At 68.7% G+C, this 16,897-nt stretch carries 10 protein-coding genes; 8 read left to right on the top strand and 2 right to left on the bottom strand.

Annotated elements, in window-relative coordinates:
- Positions 1–11 precede the first annotated feature (11 nt).
- A complete protein-coding gene (locus NM1_RS33435) occupies positions 12–260 on the bottom strand; it encodes a phosphopantetheine-binding protein (protein WP_147289112.1) in 249 nt (82 codons plus the stop codon).
- Positions 245–2,965, bottom strand: a complete 2,721-nt coding sequence (locus NM1_RS33430; RefSeq protein ID WP_068029417.1) for a phosphoenolpyruvate synthase — start codon at positions 2,963–2,965, stop codon at positions 245–247. Before NM1_RS33430 ends, NM1_RS33435 begins: the two co-directional genes overlap by 16 nt.
- A 548-nt stretch (positions 2,966–3,513) precedes the next feature.
- On the opposite strand from NM1_RS33430, the gene NM1_RS33425 reads away from it, so the two are divergent.
- From NM1_RS33425 to NM1_RS33390, 8 genes are all read left to right on the top strand, one after another.
- Positions 3,514–6,897, top strand: coding sequence for an AMP-binding protein (locus NM1_RS33425; protein WP_068029416.1), 3,384 nt, complete (start codon positions 3,514–3,516; stop codon positions 6,895–6,897).
- Positions 6,898–6,902: 5 nt separating this feature from the next.
- Positions 6,903–7,172 (top strand): acyl carrier protein, encoded by a 270-nt coding sequence (locus tag NM1_RS33420; protein WP_084520290.1) that lies wholly within the window; start codon positions 6,903–6,905, stop codon positions 7,170–7,172.
- On the top strand, positions 7,169–8,260 hold the full coding sequence (locus tag NM1_RS33415) for an SDR family oxidoreductase (RefSeq protein WP_068029410.1): 1,092 nt from the start codon (positions 7,169–7,171) through the stop codon (positions 8,258–8,260). Before NM1_RS33420 ends, NM1_RS33415 begins: the two co-directional genes overlap by 4 nt.
- Before the next feature lie 22 nt (positions 8,261–8,282).
- On the top strand, positions 8,283–9,437 hold the full coding sequence (locus NM1_RS33410; RefSeq protein ID WP_068029408.1) for an acyl-CoA dehydrogenase family protein: 1,155 nt from the start codon (positions 8,283–8,285) through the stop codon (positions 9,435–9,437).
- A 15-nt stretch (positions 9,438–9,452) separates the two neighbouring features.
- Complete coding sequence (locus NM1_RS33405; protein WP_068029406.1) at positions 9,453–10,955, top strand: flavin-containing monooxygenase; 1,503 nt, start codon at positions 9,453–9,455, stop codon at positions 10,953–10,955.
- 299 nt (positions 10,956–11,254) lie between these two features.
- The gene (locus NM1_RS33400) at positions 11,255–12,496 is read left to right on the top strand and encodes an oxygenase MpaB family protein (RefSeq protein ID WP_068029403.1); all 1,242 of its coding nucleotides are present in this window, start codon (positions 11,255–11,257) and stop codon (positions 12,494–12,496) included.
- A 113-nt stretch (positions 12,497–12,609) separates the two neighbouring features.
- Positions 12,610–14,568 (top strand): GMC family oxidoreductase N-terminal domain-containing protein, encoded by a 1,959-nt coding sequence (locus NM1_RS33395; RefSeq protein ID WP_068029400.1) that lies wholly within the window; start codon positions 12,610–12,612, stop codon positions 14,566–14,568.
- Between the two features lie 105 nt (positions 14,569–14,673).
- On the top strand, positions 14,674–16,897 hold a 2,224-nt coding region (locus tag NM1_RS33390; protein ID WP_068029397.1), incomplete at its 3' end, for a sensor histidine kinase.

The following is a 16,897-nucleotide window of genomic DNA, read 5'->3' as shown; positions in this document are numbered from 1 at the left end:
GATTCGGGTTCTCAGCGAGCGCTGAGGGCGTCGCTGCGGTGCCGCTCCAGCCAGTCGACGACATCCGACAGGGTCAGCAGCGTTGCCGCGTCCTCGTCGGGTATCTCGACATCGAACATGTGCTCGAGGTCGACGATGAGCTCAACCGACCGCACCGAGTCCAGCCCGTAGTTCAGCAGCGGCGCCCCGGGATCCAGATCCGGCGCCTGCAGACGGGTCCGGAACAATTCGCCGACGATGTCCATCACTGTGCGTTCCACGGCACACCCTCCGAAGTGGTTTCCCCCCTTGTGGTTTCGCCCGATTCGGGCTCATCCAGCCGTTCGACGATGCCCGAGCCGCCGTCGAGCCGTACGCACTCCCCGTCGCGCACGGTGGTCAGCAGTCCGGGCACCCCGACGACCGTCGGAATTCCGAGTTCGCGGGCGATCACCGCCGAGTGCGACAGCGTGCTGCCGCGCTCGATCAGCAACCCGCGCACACTGGGAAACAGTGGCGCCCAACCAGGGTCGGTGCGGTTCGCCACCAGAATCCGCCCCGAGACGTCCAGGTCGTCGCGCGGGTCGTGCACGATCCGCAGCTCGGCCTCGACGACGCCCGGCCAGCATCCGGTGCCGCGCAGGATCCGGCCCTGTGCCGCAACGGGATCCGGATGCGGTACCACCCGGCGTCCGTGCTGCGGCGGGCCCAGGGTCTCGAACTGGTTGGCGGGCAGCGCCTGTCGATGGCGGTCGTGGTATTCCGCCGCCCGCAGCCGGGCCAGCGCCGCGAGATCGGTGGTCACGGCGCGCCCCTCGACCAGATCGCCGATCTCGTCCTTGGTCAGGTAGAAGACCTGCCGCGGCTCGTCGAGCAGTCCGCCCGCGTGCAGCCGGGCACCGGCCTCCAGATAGATGGTCCGGGTCAGGCCGACCAGGCGAGTCCGGGTGAGGCGCATACTCTCTCGGGCCGAGACCGCGTCTCGTGCGCCGCGCAGGACGTTCTCCAACCGGCGGCGTCGCCGCGGCGGCAGCGTGTCGAACGCCCGCCGCTCCACCGCGTGCTGGTTGTCGCGTTGAGTGCGCTCCAGCAGGTCGGCGTCGATCGACTCGTCGGCGACATAGTTGCGCAGGATCTTCGCCAGGAACGAGCGGTCCTGCCGCAGCGAGACCGTCTCCAGCTTCTGCTCGCCCATGCAGCGGTCGCCGAATTGCTCGACGTAGGAGTCCAATTCGGCCGCGATCGCCGGGTCGGCCGCGGCCAGTGCCGCCACGGCCTCCTCCGGCGTGCCCGCCTCGAGGACGGCCACCAGGTCCGGGCTGCGGCGGATTTCGGCGGCCAGCCGCATCAGCCGCAGCGTCGGCTCCAGCGAGGCGAGCGAGGTCTGGGCCGCCAGCAGTCCGGCGACGATCTCGGCCGCCTCGTCGGTGCCCACCGTGGGCGCCAGCAGCCGCCGGGCCCGTCCCGCCTGATTGCTCAGGTAGAGATCGTTCAGATTCGGCACCGCCCACTGCCCGAACAGCTCGAGCACACGGTCGGCGAGGACGACGAGCTCGCTGAGGTCGTCCGCGGTCGCTACCTCGCGACCGATGGTGGCGATTTCCGCGCCGACCTCCCGCTGGAATCGTCGCACCAGCGATTCTCTCCGGCTCAGCCGCGCCGCGAGCCCGGCGGCAACCGGGAGCAACCCGGGTATTCGCCGGATCTTCTCCAGGCGCGACAGGTGGATTCCCTCGACGAAGTCGACGGGGTGTTCCAACCCCATCATCTTCTCGACATCGTCCTTATTCCGATCGAACCACGGGCCCAGGAGCAGCAGCCGGTACCAGTTGTTGATGTTGTAATAAACTCGGCCGTCCACCAGGCCTATCATGTTTCGCAGGACCGGGCGGTGACGGGCGATCACCCGCTCGTCGACCCGGACCAGCCGCAGCGTTTCCCGGAATACCACCTCGTACGCCGCGACCGCCCACGAGAATGTCAGCGGCGTCGTAACTCCATTGAAACTTTCCTGAATATTACTGTTGTCCCAGACCGTCCGCCATGCACCCAGGACGGAGTCATTCTTCGCGCGCGCGGTAATCGGACGCGTCTGCAGCAGCACCGGCCGACCGTCGCGGATCGTCCATTCGATGTCCTGCGGTGCTCCGAGGCTCTCCACAACCGCCAGGGCCTGGCTCGCCAGGCCGCGGGCAGCATCGGAATCGAGGCATCGGATCGTCCGCGCACCGTCCGGCACGGGTTCGGTCCGGGTACCCCCGGACGGGTCGCGGACCACCCGAACATCCTTGTCCGTCACCGTGACCGACAGCTCCCGGCCGTCGTGGGCCAGCACCAGATCATCGGTATTGCAGACGCCGTGCACGATGCCCTCGCCGAGTCCCCAGCAGGCACTGATCAGCAGCTCACCTTCGCCGCCGGTCGGATTCTCGGTGAAGAGCACACCGGAAACCTCGCCCTCGACCATCTGCTGGACGACCACGGCGATGGCGGGCAGTTCGTCGTGGGCTCCCCCGTCTCGCCGGTAGGCCAGCGCCCGGGTGTTGAATACCGAAGCCCAGCAACGCTTTACGGCATCCAGCACCGCATCGGCATCCGCCACGAACAGGTAGCTGTCGTGCATCCCGGCGAAGGACCGTTCCGCGCCGTCCTCGCCGACGGCGGAACTGCGCACCGCGAACGGACCCCGCGCCGCGAGCGCTCCGGCCACCGCGGCGGCCAGGTCCGGATCGACCGGCGCGTCGATGATGGCCTGACGCAACTGCTCTACGGCGCCGGAATCATCAACGGCCACGGCCTTTTCCGCGAGTTCGAGCAACTCCGCCCGCTCCAGGTGGGCGACGAATGCCTCGATCGGCAGCACGGACCACCACGGCACCTCGGCACCGGCGGCACCCAGCCGCGCCAACCCGACGGCCTTGCCGCCGACCCGGGCTTCTCCGGCGGTCAGCGCGGCCGCGGCGTCCAACAGCAAAGAGCCGGTCATGGGATCTCCTTTTCATGCACCGGAAACATGCAGGGCGCGCAAACACCTGGAAATCCGAAATGCATCTGTCCAAAATCTGCGCAATGCATGGAGGTGAACCCCGACCCAACTCTGCGAACCAGCAATCTGTCAAAAACCCTAACTGCGGCCCGGGGGACTGTCCAATCATCCCAATCGACTGTGATCCGCCACATGCCGATCACCCCCCTCTTTCGGGGGGTATCACCACGGCACCACCCCTCATTAGAGGGGTTAATTTTCGGCCCGGCCCCCAACTTTGGGGGCGCAGCATTTACTCCGGAAACAACAAACGCCGACGCCCCGCGCTCGCGGCGAATAGACAGTGCGCGAAGTCGCCGCTAGGCTCGGCGCCACCGAGAAGAATTCGGGCGACTCCGGGAAATCCCATCCTTTCGGAAACTTCGGCCTCGAAATCCCGTGAGCCAGGACACAACAATCCTTTCGGATGACCTGAGTCACACCGGGAATTCCGAATTCGACAACCATCGCGGTGACTTGTTCCCGCAAACAGCCCACGGTCGGAGACGATGTCTGAAGAACATGTGCTTGACTGGCTCACCCGTCCCGCCGCCGGCAAGGGCGTCCATCTTGCCGACGAGTCGGACGGCTGGCAGTTCCGCTCCTACGGCGAGCTCGCCACGCTCGCGCGCGGTCTCGCAACTCTGCTGCGGGACAGCGGCTTCCGTCCCGGAAGCAATGCGTCGATCATCCACCCGACGGGCTTCCCCGCCATCGCGGCGATCTACGCGGTCTGGGCCGCCGGCGGCACCGTCACCCTGATCGTCCCGCCCGGTTTCGGCGACGGCCCCGACTACGTCGAGCGCACCGCGGCCATCCTCGCCGCGGCCGATCCGCAACTGGTGCTCACCTCCCCGGGCCTGACCTCGGTGGTGTCCGGGGCGCTGACCGCGGCCGGGCTCGAACAGCAGCCGTTCGTGGTGGACGAGGACGCCGCGGCCGCCGCGGCCCCGATCGATCCGATCGCGCCCGCGGAACTCGCACTGCTGCAGTTCACTTCGGGCTCCAGCGGCACCCCCAAAGGTGTCCGGGTGAGCTGGGACAACCTGTCGGAGAACCTGGACCTCATCACCACCACCGTCGGCTGGCGCGACGGCGACGCGGGCGCCTCGTGGCTGCCGCTCTATCACGACATGGGCCTGGTGGGGGCGCTGCTGACCACGCTCACCTACCAGGGCGACTTCTATCTGATGCGCCCGGACCAGTTCGTGCGCAACCCGGCCCGTTGGCTGCGGGCCATGACGAAGGCCCAGCACACCGCCTCGCCGTCGTTCGGGCTCGGCTACGCCGCCAAGCGCGTCGAGGCCGCCGAGATCGCGGCCCTCGACCTGTCCGGGTGGCGCTCGCTCGTGGTGGGCGCCGAGCCGGTGGACGCCGCCCACCTGGCCGCATTCGCCGAAACGACAGCTCCGGCAGGCTTTTCCAGCACCGCATTCCTCCCGGCCTACGGCCTGGCCGAGTCCACCCTGCTGGTCACGGCCGCCTCGCCCGACACACCGGTGACGCTGGCCCGCATCGACACCGCCACACTGCGGCACGGCGAGCCGGTCCAGGTCCACGCGGTGGAAAAGTTCAGCGGCCCGAGACCTTCCGGGCAGGGTTGGGTGGCCGGTCTCGGGGTTCCGGATGCGACCGTCCCGGTGCGGATCGTGGACGGTGACGGCCGGACGGTACCCGAGGGCGTGCTCGGCGAGGTGGCGGTCCGCGGCGGCTCGGTGGCGCTCGGATACGGCGGGGAGACCGACGACACCCCGGGCAGCACCCGGTTCGTCGACGGCGAATTGTTCTCCGGCGATGCGGGTTTCGTCCTCGACGGCGAGCTGTTCGTGCTCGGCCGGATGGGATCGGCGTTGAAGATTCGCGGCCGCGCACTGTTCATGGAGGACGTCGAGACCAAGGTGGCCCGGGGCGCCGGACTCTCCAAGAGCCGGCTCACCGCGGTCGCCGTCACCGATCCGGGCGCGCAGGGCATCGCACTGTTCGTCGAGCGGGAGGCGGGCGACTGGCTGGCCGAGGCCCGCCGCATCCTGCGCGGCGAACTCGGTCCCGCGCACACGATCACGATCGTCACCGGTCCGCGCGGGCTCATCCGGCGCACCTCGAGCGGGAAGCCGCGCCGCAAGCATCTCTGGCAGCTCTTCGCGTCCGGCGGGCTGGGTGCCGGGGCCGTGGTGCACGCGCAGGCGTCCGGTGAGGAGGACCGCGCCGTCGACGCCGCCTCGGGCCGGCGGTTGCTGCTGTCTCGCGAATTCATCGAGCAGCTGCTGGGCCGGGCGATGGAGGTGGTCGCCATCGCACCGGAATCGACGGTGCTACTGGAAGGTTCGATCGCCGAGGGGTTCGGCAACGCCGGCTCGGACATCGACTTCCTGGTCGTCTCCCCCGGCGACGATATGACCCCGACCATGCCGACGATCCTGTTCCTGGACGGGCGCCGAATCGAGGTTCGCACCCGCTCGGTCGCCCAGGTGGCCGCGCAGCTCGACTATGCCGAGGCCGCCGGGGGCCGCCCCGATCGCGTCGACAAGGATCTGCTCAATCGAGTGCAGCGGTTCCACCGGGCAGTCGTCGTGCGCCGCGGTGAGGTCGACATCGACCGGCTGCGGTCCCGCCTGCCGTACCCGGAATTCTGTGCGTCGATGCGGACCTGGTGGGCCGCGCGGGCGGAGCAGTCGCTGCGCCAAGCGGTGGCGCTGGCCGCCGTCGGCGCGCACCCCCAGTCGCTGGGCTGGGCGCAGGACGGGCTGCTGCAGTCGGCGAAGGCCTGGTCGGCGTCGCGGGACGAGGGCTACCTCGAGACGAAATGGACCGTGCCACAGCTCGATCGGATCGGCGACGACCGGATCACCGCGCGCTATCGCGAGCTGTACGACGCCGCCGCTGACGAGGATGCCGATCCCGGGCTGCTCGACGACATCCTTGCCTTCGGCACCGAGCTCGGGGTGCCGGTCGTCAACGATCCGAAACAGGTGGTGCTCGCCCGGATTCCGAAGGTGACCACCTGGCAGATCGGCGATCAGGTGCATGTCGTGCGCAACGACGCCGAGGTGTTCGCGTTGTCCCCGACGGCCGGGCGGGTGTGGCGGTCGGTGGTCTTCGGACGCTCACTGGCCGAACTGCTCGGCAAGGTACCGGACGAAGGCGCCGCCGCGGTCGCGGAATTCGTCGAGGTCGGGCTCGTCGGATTGAAATGGCGTGGGGCGGGGCCGATTACGCCGTCGTACGCGATGTGCGACTTCGCCAAGCCGTTCACCCCCGCGCCCTGCGGCCTGGCGCCCGCCGTAACCCTGACCGGTGCCGCGCGCACACCGGAGCGATCGCTGTCACTGTCACCGCTGCCCGCACGCCGGTTCGTCGAGGCCGCGATGAACATGATCTGGTCGAATGTGGTGCTGGAGAACGCCCGCGAGGATCTGGTCGGCGCGTTGCAGAACCGGCAGGGCCCGGTCGCCGATATCGCCGCGCACCGGCTGCTGGTCGGTGCGATCCGAATGCTGGTGTCCGCCTTCGGCATCACCCCCCTGCCCGCGGACGTCGCGCCGCGGACGACGGTGACCCGGCTGATTCCCGATCAGCTCGACAACCGCGGGCGGATGCTGGAACTGGTGACCGCGGCCCAGCGCATCCGGTTCTCGCGCGTACTGGAGTCCGGCGCGGACGGTCACGAGGGCCTCGAGGTCTTCGACGCCATGGTCGGCGAGATCCGGACCGTGCTGCGCGCGGAGTTCCCGGCGTCCTTCGACTCCGGCGAACAGTGGCGCAAGACGCTGTCGCTCGGCTACGACTGGCTGCGCCTGGGCGGCTACCTGAATGCCGATCTGCCCATCGACGAGGCACGCGACCTGCTCACATCCGGTGGCGTGCAACCACATCTGAAGAACACGGGGAGATGACAACCATGACCGACACCATCGAGAGCGTCGACGCGAAGGTGCGGCGGCTCATCGCCGCCGCCGCGCCCAACCCGGTCGAGGCCGCCGACCTCACCGACGAGACACAGCTGATCGAGGACCTCGGATTCGAATCGCTGCGGCTGATGGAGATGACCATGCTGCTGGAACGCGCGTTCGGGCTGCCCAGCTATCAGCCGGAGGAGCTGTGGTCGGTGCTCAGCGTCGGCGACGTCGTCGCGCTGGTCTCCGGATCGCTGGCGGGAGCCGGGAAATGAGCGACCGCACCGCCGTTCTCGTCACGGGCGCCTCCGGACTGGTCGGCAGCGAGGTCGTTTCGCGCCTGGCGGCGCGGGGCAGGCCGAGTATCGCCGTCACCCACCGCAATCCACGCATCGCCCTCGGCGACGGCCGTGTCGTCGAGGCGGCGGAATTCGGCACGGCGGCACCGGTGACCTACGTGCGCGGCAATGTGCGCGAGCCGGGATTCGGCCTGTCCGAGGAGCTTTCGGACCGGCTCGGGCAGTCCGTCGGCGCCGTCGTGCACAGCGCGGCGACGACCGCCTTCGACGCACCGCAGCCGCTCTACGACGAGCTCAACGTGGCCGGGACGGCACACGCGATCGAACTGGCGCAGCGCTGGGACGTGCCGCTGATCTACATCAGCACCGCCTACGTCGCCGGAGTCCGGGACGGCGCCGTCGCGGAGAGCGACTACGACCGCGGGCAGAGCTTCGCGAACGGCTACGAGCGCAGCAAGTTCCAGGCCGAGGGGCTGGTGCGGGCGGCCGCCGGGCTGCGGTGGGCGATCGTGCGCCCGGCGATCGTCACCGGCGACGCCGAGACCGGCGTGATTCGCGACTACAAGAACATGTACACGATGGTCAAGATGATCGTCGAGGGCAAGCTCCGCACGCTGCCCGGCCGCTATACCGCCACGCTGGCGCTGGCCCCGCTGGACCATGTGGCCGACGTCGCCACCGCGGTGGTCGAACGGTTCGACGACGTCGAGGGACGTGTCTTCCACGCCACGGGTGCCGCGCCGCTCTCGCTGCGGGAGATATCCGACGTGCTCGCCGAGTACCCGTCGTTCGGGGTGCCGACCTTCGTTCCGACCGCGACCTTCGCCCTCGACGATCTGGACGATCTCGAGCGCGAGTACTACCGGCGCATCGGCGCACAGTACGTGAGCTATCTCGACCATCAGCCGGTGTTCGACGCCACGAACACCCGGGACCTGCTCGGGCTCACACCCCCGGAGACCGGCAAGGACTACCTGCGGGCCGTGCTCGACCACTGCCTGGAGTCCGGTTATCTCGGCGCGGCGCTACCGGACCTCGCCGAACTCATGTCCGAGATCAATTGAGCCCCAACGGCATACGGTAACCATGGAACGCACACTTTTCGACACCGACCACCGGCTGTTCGCCGAGTCCTATCAGAAATTCCTGGCCGAGCACGTGCGGCCGTTCCACGATACGTGGGAGCGGCAGGGCGTCGTCGATCGCGAGGTCTGGCGCGAGGCCGGTCGGCTGGGCTTCCTCGGCACCGAGGTGCCCGAGGAGTTCGGCGGCGGCGGTATCGACGACTTCCGCTTCAACGTCGTGGTCAACGAGGAGAGCGTCCGGAGCGGCTGCACCGGACTGGGTTTCGCGCTGCACAACGATGTCGTGCTGCCGTACCTGCTGCGGTACGGCAGCGCCGAGCAGCAGCGCCGCTGGCTGCCCGGCATGGTCAGCGGCGAGCTCATCACGGCCATCGCCATGACCGAACCGGGCGCGGGCAGCGACCTGCTGGGCATCACCACCCGTGCGGTGCGCGACGGCGACGACTGGATCCTCAACGGCACCAAGATGTTCATCACCAACGGCATCAACGCCGATCTGGTGATCGTTGTCGCACAGACCGATCCGGCCAAGGCGGGGCGCGGCTTCAGCCTGTTCGCCGTGGAGCGCGGCATGGCGGGCTTCGAACGCGGCCGGGCGCTGGACAAGATCGGGCAGCCCGCCCAGGACACCGCCGAACTGTTCTTCACCGACGTTCGAGTGCCCGCGGACAATCTGATCGGGCGCGAGGGCATGGCCTTCGCCTATCTGATGCAGAACCTGCCGCGGGAGCGGCTGTCCATCGCGGTCGGCGCGGTGGCCGCGATGGAGAACAGCCTGGACACGACCATCGACTATGTCCGTGGCCGCAGCGCATTCGGTAAACCGCTCGGCGAACTGCAGAACGTCCGGTTCACCCTCGCCGACCTGTCCACCAGCGCCACCCTCGCCCGGCTGTTCGTGGACCGCTGCGTCGAATCGCTCAATGCCGCAACGCTGTCGGCGCGCGACGCGGCGATGGTCAAGATGTGGACCACCGAGGAGGTGGTGCGCGTGGTGGACCGGTGCCTGCAACTGCACGGCGGCTACGGCTACATGCGCGAATACCCCATCGCCAAGGCCTATCTCGACACCCGGGTGCTGACCATCTACGGCGGCACCACCGAGGTCATGAAGGAATTCATCGGCCGCAGCCTGGGGCTCAATCACACGATCTGAAGTGGAGGGCAGACCATGGAGGCACCAGCGCGGGAACCCGACTACGAAGCGGTGGTGGTCGGCGCCGGGTTCGGCGGCATCGGCGCCGGGGTCGAATTGCGCCGGGCGGGCATCGACGACTTCCTCATCGTCGACAAGAACACCGACGTGGGCGGCACCTGGCACGTGAACACCTACCCCGGGGTCGCCGCCGATACGCCGTCGATCTACTACAGCTTCTCCTACGAGCGGCCCCGGCAGATGTCTCGGCTGTTCTCCCCCGGCGCCGAGGTCCAGCAGTATGCCCGGCAGGTCGTCGACCGCTACGGGCTGCGGCCGCACCTGCGCCTGGCAACCTCCGTGACCGAGGCTCGATGGGATGATCGGAACTCGCTCTGGCACTTGATGTTCGACGACGGTAACCGAGTAACCACGCGCTACTTCATCTCCGCCGTCGGCGCCCTCGACATCCCACGACTCCCCGATATCGACGGGCTCGACAGCTACGGCGGCAAGGTCGTGCACACGGCCCGCTGGGATCACGACTTCGACTACACGGGTAAGCGGATCGCCGTCATCGGCACCGGTTCCTCCGCGCTGCAGGTGATTCCGGAACTGGCCGAGCATGCCGAGCGGCTCACCGTCTTCCAGCGGCGCGGCATCTGGGTGCTACCCAAACGAGATCGCCCGCTGTCCCCGGCGACCAAGCGAGTCCTCGAACTCCCCGTGCTACGGCGCATGATTCGCACCGCCCTGGCGGGTGCCTCCGACCTGGCGCTGCTGGGAATCGCCCTGTACCACCGGCGGATCCCACGGCTGATCGACGCCTACCGAGCCGCATCGGAGCGGTTCTTCCGGCGTGAACTCACCGACCGGCCGGAACTGGTGGAGCGCCTGCTACCGAACTACTCCCCCGGCTGCAAGCGGTCCTCGGTATCGGACCGCTACCTCCGGGCGTTCACGCGCGACAATGTCGAACTCGTCACCTCGTCGATCACGAAGATCGTCGATGCCGGTATCCAAACCGCCGACGGCACACTGCATCCGGCGGACGTGGTGGTGTGCGCCACCGGTTTCCGGCTGATGGAGAAGGGATGTACGCCGTCGTTCCCGGTGTACGGGCGGGCGGGCGAGAACCTGCACGAGTTCTGGGACCGGTCGGGATTCCAGGCGTACCAGGGTGTTTCGATCCCCCGGTTCCCGAATATGTTCCTGATCACCGGGCCCTACGGGGTTGCGGCGGCGTCGCTGATCGCGATGGTGGAGTGCACGGCCCGGCACGCGGCACGGGCCATCGGTACCGCACGGCGGCGCGGCCTGCGGACCGTCGAGGTCCGGCAGCGCGCCCACGATCGATATCTCGCCCTGTGCCGCACCCGCGCTCCCCGCACGTTCTGGCTGACCCCGCACTGCGCCGACAGCAACACCTACTACGTCAACTATCAGGGCGAGGCCGCGGTCATGCGCCCGACCACACATATGTCGATGTGGTGGGGCAACAAGCACTTCCCGCTGCGCGACTACTCGTTCACGCACTGAGACCGGGGACTTCGGACGCACCTCACGAGGAGGCGGTCGCTCGCCGCTAAGTTATCGACCATTTTCGACGTAGGCGTGCACTGACGCCAGATGTTGGCCAACCTCGGGCCAGCAGTTGCCTGGTCAGGCTCGTTGAAGATCAACATGATCAGGCAAGACACCAACTCCGCGAAAGCCCGGACGGCGTACTCGCACCCATGTTAAGTTACCGATAATTCTCGCACGGAACCCGCTTTGCCGGGAGCGAGGATCGGCACCGCCGACGGTTTCAGCGGCGGCACTCGTTGAGGAGTAGCGACATGGATGGATTCGACAGACGCCACGTGTTGAAGACCGGAGGATTGCTGGGTGCCGTCGGCGCACTGGCGATCACGTCGCCCGCCCGGGCACAGCCGTGGAGCTGGTCGCCCGAGGGTTCGGTGGCGGGTGACGGCCCCGGAGCCGATCCGATGGGGGTATGGGACCCCGAATCCGATCAATTGGTGGCCTCGGTGCTCGACCGCGGCGATGCGCCCCGGGTCAACGAGCTGTTGAAGACCTGGACCAAGAACAATCAGCCGTTACCCGCCGGACTGCCGGACGACGTGCGCGACTTCGTGGAGTCCGCCCGGCGGCTTCCCCCGTGGACGGATCCGGCCGCACTCGCTGCCGCAGTGGAGTTCAACGAGAAGCGCGGCACCTACCTCGGCGTGCTGTACGCCATGGCCAGCGGCATGATGAGCACCGTCATCCCGAAGGAAGCGCGGGCGGTCTACTACTCCAAGGGCGGCTACGACCTGAAGGACCGCATCGCCAAGACCGCGAAACTCGGTTACGACATCGGGACCCCGAACGCCTACGCCCCCGATGGCGAGATGATCGTGACCTGCGTGAAAACCAGGCTGGCGCATTCCGGGGTGCGCCATCTGCTGCCCCGGTCACCGCACTGGGCGCACGTGGCCGACGAGGAGATCCCGATCAGCCAGCACGACATGATGGTCACGTGGCACAGCCTGTCCACCACCATCATGCGGAACCTGACCGCCTGGCGGGTACCCATCCCCGCAGCGGAATCCCAAGCCTACCTACACATTTGGCAACTGTGCGCGCATCTGCTCGGCATCCGCGACGAGTACATCCCGAACTCCTGGAACGAGGCGAACGCTCAGGCCACGCAGGTTCTGGAGCCGATACTCGCCCCCACCCCCGAGGGCGTCAACCTGGCCGACCGACTCCTGCGGCTGGGCGTGAATCTCGATCTCTCCCTGCTCAGCAAACCCATTCTCGGCGCGTTCACCCGCTTCGTACTCGGCGACAGGATCGCCGACTGGCTGGCCATCCCGAGGGAGCCGGTGTGGAGCCCGCTACTGCAGGTGAGCTGGGGACCGTTCATCGCCGTGCGCGAGGGCGTGCTCGGCGCCATCCCGCCCACCCAGGAGGCATACTGGCTCTTCGACGAGTTCCTGCGTCAGTTCACCCTCTACTACGCGGCCGAACTCCGCATGCCGATCAGCATCCAGATCCCGCTCATGAACCGGGATATGAGCCAACCGCCGCGCTGAGGACGCCGCTCGCCCGCCTGCGACTGCCAGCACGTGCGAGGTCGCGAAGAACGCGATAAGTTATCGCAAATTCTCGCCGCGTGGTAGAACTCAGGCGGAACGAAGGGGTTTTCATGGAACCAACGGCAAAACAGCGCGCAGCACTCGGCCTGATCTGCGACACCTTCGCCCCCGGCGACGGGCTGGCGCTCCCCTCGGCGAGCGAGCTCGGCGCCGTGGAGACCGTCTTGCGGATGCTCGCGCGTAATCCGCGCGAGGCCGAGGTCAAGCAGCTCGCAATGCTGTTGAACCTCTGGGACTCCAGGGTTTTCGGGCTGCTCACCGGCAGCGGGCCGCGGCGCTTCTCGGCGCTGTCGCAGGCCGAGCGGGAGCGGTCGCTGCTGCGGCTCGGCGATTCGCGGCTGGCGGCGAAGCGCACGCTGTTCCAGGCCCTGAAATCCGCGGCGCTGCTTGCCTACAACGCCACTCCCGGTCCCACCGGGGTCAATCCGCTGTGGAAGCAGATGGGCTACCCCGCTCCCCCGGGGCCGCTGCGCAGCGCGCCGCAACCCGCGCTGGCACCGCTGCGGCCCACCGAACCCACCACGCTCACCTGCGATGTGGTCGTCGTCGGCTCCGGGGCGGGCGGCGGCACGGCCGCCGCGGTACTGGCCGAGGCGGGCCTCGACGTCGTCGTGCTCGAACGCGGAAACTATTACGACGACCGCGATTTCGGCACCGGCGAGCTCGACGGCCTGCTGCGCCTGTACGCCCCCGGACCGCAGGCCACCGCCGAAGGCCAGCTCACCCTGGCCGCGGGCACCTGCCTGGGCGGCGGCACCGTCGTCAACTGGAGCACCTCCCTGCCCACCCCCGACGATGTCCGTGCGGAATGGTCCGACCTCGGCGTTCCCCGGTTCACGACAACCGAATACGACGACGCCCTGGCCGCCGTCCAGCGCCGGATCGGCGTGAACGGCGACCGTTCCCCCCTGTCGGCCCGCGACGCGATTCTCGAACGCGGCGCCACCGCACTCGGCTGGCAGGTCGATGCCCTGCCCCGCAACGTCTCCCGCAGCTGCGACGCCGGAACCGACTGCGGCAGTTGCGGCTACGGTTGCCGCCTCGGTGCCAAGCAATCGGTCACCAAGACCTGGCTCGCCGACGCGGCCGCGAAGGGCGCACGGCTGGTCGTCGACGCGAACGTGCGCAGCGTCGACGTGCGCAACGGCCGCGCCGAAGGCGTCACGGCAGTAACCTCCGACGGCGCCCGCATCGACGTGCGCGCGCGGGCGGTCGTGGTCGCCGCCGGTGCGATCCAGACCCCCGCGCTGCTGCGGCGATCGGGGTTGCGCAACAACAACATCGGCCGTTATCTGCGCCTGCATCCGGCCGCCGCCGTCTACGGCGTGTTCGAGGAGGAAGTCCGGCCCTGGGAGGGGGGCATGCAGGCCCGCATCTGCCGCCGGCACCGGGATCTCGACGGCAGCGGCTACGGCGTCATCTACGAGACCGGGCCCGTGCAACCGGGTCTCGCGGTCGGGTTCATGAACTGGCGCGGCGCCGACCAGCACCGCGCCACCATGCTCGAGCTCGCGCACACCGGAGTCGTCGGCATCATCACCCGCGACCGCGACCACGGCACGGTCACCGTCGATCGCGGCGGGGAGCCGATCGTGAAGTATCAGCTGTCCGATCGCGATCGCGCGCATCTGCGCACCGGAATCGGTGGCGCCGCACAAATTCTGGAGGCCGCGGGCGCCAAGCGCATCTTCTCGGGCCATCAGGCTGGCGCCTCCTACGAACCCGGCGTCCGCGGCTCGCACACCGAATTCGTCGCGGCCGCAGACGCCGCCGGTTACGGTCCCGGGCAATGTTCGATGGCGGCCCTGCACATCATGGGCTCGGCACGCATGGGCGGCTCACCGGACATGTCGGCGACGAATCCGGACGGCGCCACCTGGGAGGTCCCCAATATCGTGGTGGCCGACGCCTCGTGCTTCCCGACATCGTCGGGCGTCAATCCGATGGTGTCGATCGAGGCCATCGCCTATATGAATGCCGAACACCTTGCCGCCCAACTGAACCGCTAGCACCGGCCTTCTCACCCATGGGTATACGGCCGACGTCGCATACCCTCTCTTGCCAATGTATGTGAATCGCCGTTCTCCATGGCGGCGCTCTAGGAGGTTGGACCGGTGCGGTTTTCTCCGGCGAAGCTCGGCAATGCCCGCGGCCGACTGGGCGTCCGTACCCGCCTGCTGATCATCGTCCTCATCACCAGCGTCACCCTGCTCACCATCGGCGTCGGCGCGGCGGCCTATCTCGTCAGTAGCGGCCGGGACGCCCAGCGCTGGGCCGAATTGGCCAGCAGCACAACGACTCCCGCTATCCTGATGGTGACGGCGTTCGAGGAGGAGCGTCGCCTGTCGCTGCTGCACCTCGCGGGCGATACGGCGGCCACCGCGGGCCTGGTCACCGCGCGCCAGCGTTCCAACGATGCGCTGGCCGCGGTGGTGGCCAAGGGCGACGCCGCCCGGGAGATGAACCCCGACGGGTCCGCGTCCGACATCGAGGGCTACAACGCACTGTTCAATGCGGTTCCGCCGCTGCGCGGCCGGATCGACGCCCATCAGGTCCCGCCGGAGCAGGTGTTCGGGTTCTTCAGCAGCGTCATCGAGACCATCATCGCCGCCTCGATGCTCGCGGCCCGGGTGGCGCCCGACGCCGGGATCGCCATCGAATTGAGTTACGGCGTAGAGCCGCTACGTGCCGCCGAGGCACTGTCGAAGGCCGACACGCTGGGATCGGTGGCGCTCACAGCGGGCGGACTGACACCCGAGCAGTGGACCGAGTTCATGCGCTACGTCGGTGAATTCCGGGGCGAGGCAACATATTCCGGTGCCGTACTGAAACAACAGCGGCTCGATCAGCTGCGGGCGATCACCTCCGGTCCGGCATGGCAGCAGGTGCACTCGATGCAGGACGCCCTCGCGGTGCGCGGGCCGGGCCCGGTCGACGAGACCGCCGAGACCGGCGGATCGTCTCGCGCCCGCGGCACCCGGCCGGACCCGCTGCCGACCGGCATCGCGGACTGGCAGAACGCGTCCGCGCAGGTGACTTCCGCGCTGCTGCGACTCTGGGAGGACCAGAGCCGCGACGCCCACGTCACCGCCCGGGAAGAGGGCAACGACACCGCCACCAGATCCCTGCTCGGCGGTCTGGCCGTCCTGCTGATCACGGTCGCGGCCTTCCTCGCGGCGCTGGTGCTCGCCAACCGGTTCATCCGGCGGATGCGCCGCCTGCGCGCCGACACGCTGCACATCGCCGATGATCGACTGCCCGATCTCACCCGCCGCTTGAGCGAGGGGGAACGGGTCGACACCGCCGCCGAGGCCGCCCGCCTGGACTTCGGCACCGACGAACTCGGCCAGGTCGCCGACGCGTTCAACCGCGCCCATGTCGCGGCCGTCTCCGCCGCCGTCGGCGAATCGGCGATGCGCGCGGGGGTGAACGCCATCTTCCTCAACATCGCGCATCGCAGCCAGGTCGTGGCACACCGCCAGCTCGCGCTGCTCGACCAGGCCGAGCGCCGGCAGGAGGACCCCGAGCAGCTCGAACTGCTGTTCCAGCTCGATCATCTGGCGACCCGGGCCCGGCGCAATGCCGAAAACCTCACCATCCTCGGCGGCGAGCAGCCGGGCCGGCGCTGGCGCAAACCGGTGCCGCTGCTCGAAGTGGTGCGCAGCGCCGTATCGGAAAGCCTGGACTACACCCGGATTCAGACCGGCCGCATGCCCGAGACGCCGATCGCGAGCAACGCCGTCGCGGACACCATCCACCTGCTGGCCGAGCTGATGGACAACGCCACCGCGTTCTCCCCGCCGCAGTCGCGGGTCGAGGTCTCCGGCGCCGTGGTCGGCAAGGGCGTCGTCGTCGAGATCGTCGACCAGGGTCTCGGCATGCCGGACACCGAACTCGCCGAGCGCAATTCCATGCTCGCCGACCCACCGGACTTCAGCGTGGCGGCCCTGTCCAGCGATACTCGGCTGGGCATGTTCGTGGTCGCGAAACTGTCCACCCGGCACGGCATCTCGGTCCGGCTCAGCGAATCCGTCTACGGCGGCGTGCGCGCGGTGGTGCTGATCCCGTCGGCGCTCATCGAATCCGCGGCGCCGCAGGAGGATCCGCCCGGCGAGCCGCCGATCCGATCGGGATACCGAGCGGCATCGATCGGCGCGGCGGGCCGCGGTGAGCCGCCGGATATGCCCGCACCGGCACAGCACCGATCGGCGTGGTTCACCTCCGCATCGGATCCTCACGACGAGCCGATCCCGAACGGCGACAGCGGATCCGACCTCACCCCCGGCCGGCGCGCCGACCCCGCACCCGCCGGAGACGGCCGCCCGGCGCTACCGCGCC

This window comes from Nocardia mexicana NBRC 108244, assembly GCF_001613165.1.
Classification (GTDB): Bacteria; Actinomycetota; Actinomycetes; order Mycobacteriales; family Mycobacteriaceae; genus Nocardia; species Nocardia mexicana.
This window is presented reverse-complemented; position numbering and strand designations above follow the sequence as displayed.

Bases quoted from the DNA above. Each gene is read 5' to 3' on its own strand.
- NM1_RS33430 (WP_068029417.1), bottom strand. From the start codon at position 2,965: ATGACCGGCTCTTTGCTGTTGGACGCCGCGGCCGCGCTGACCGCCGGA.
- NM1_RS33425 (WP_068029416.1), top strand. From the start codon at position 3,514: ATGTCTGAAGAACATGTGCTTGACTGGCTCACCCGTCCCGCCGCCGGC.
- NM1_RS33420 (WP_084520290.1), top strand. From the start codon at position 6,903: ATGACCGACACCATCGAGAGCGTCGACGCGAAGGTGCGGCGGCTCATC.
- NM1_RS33415 (WP_068029410.1), top strand. From the start codon at position 7,169: ATGAGCGACCGCACCGCCGTTCTCGTCACGGGCGCCTCCGGACTGGTC.
- NM1_RS33410 (WP_068029408.1), top strand. From the start codon at position 8,283: ATGGAACGCACACTTTTCGACACCGACCACCGGCTGTTCGCCGAGTCC.
- NM1_RS33405 (WP_068029406.1), top strand. From the start codon at position 9,453: ATGGAGGCACCAGCGCGGGAACCCGACTACGAAGCGGTGGTGGTCGGC.
- NM1_RS33400 (WP_068029403.1), top strand. From the start codon at position 11,255: ATGGATGGATTCGACAGACGCCACGTGTTGAAGACCGGAGGATTGCTG.
- NM1_RS33395 (WP_068029400.1), top strand. From the start codon at position 12,610: ATGGAACCAACGGCAAAACAGCGCGCAGCACTCGGCCTGATCTGCGAC.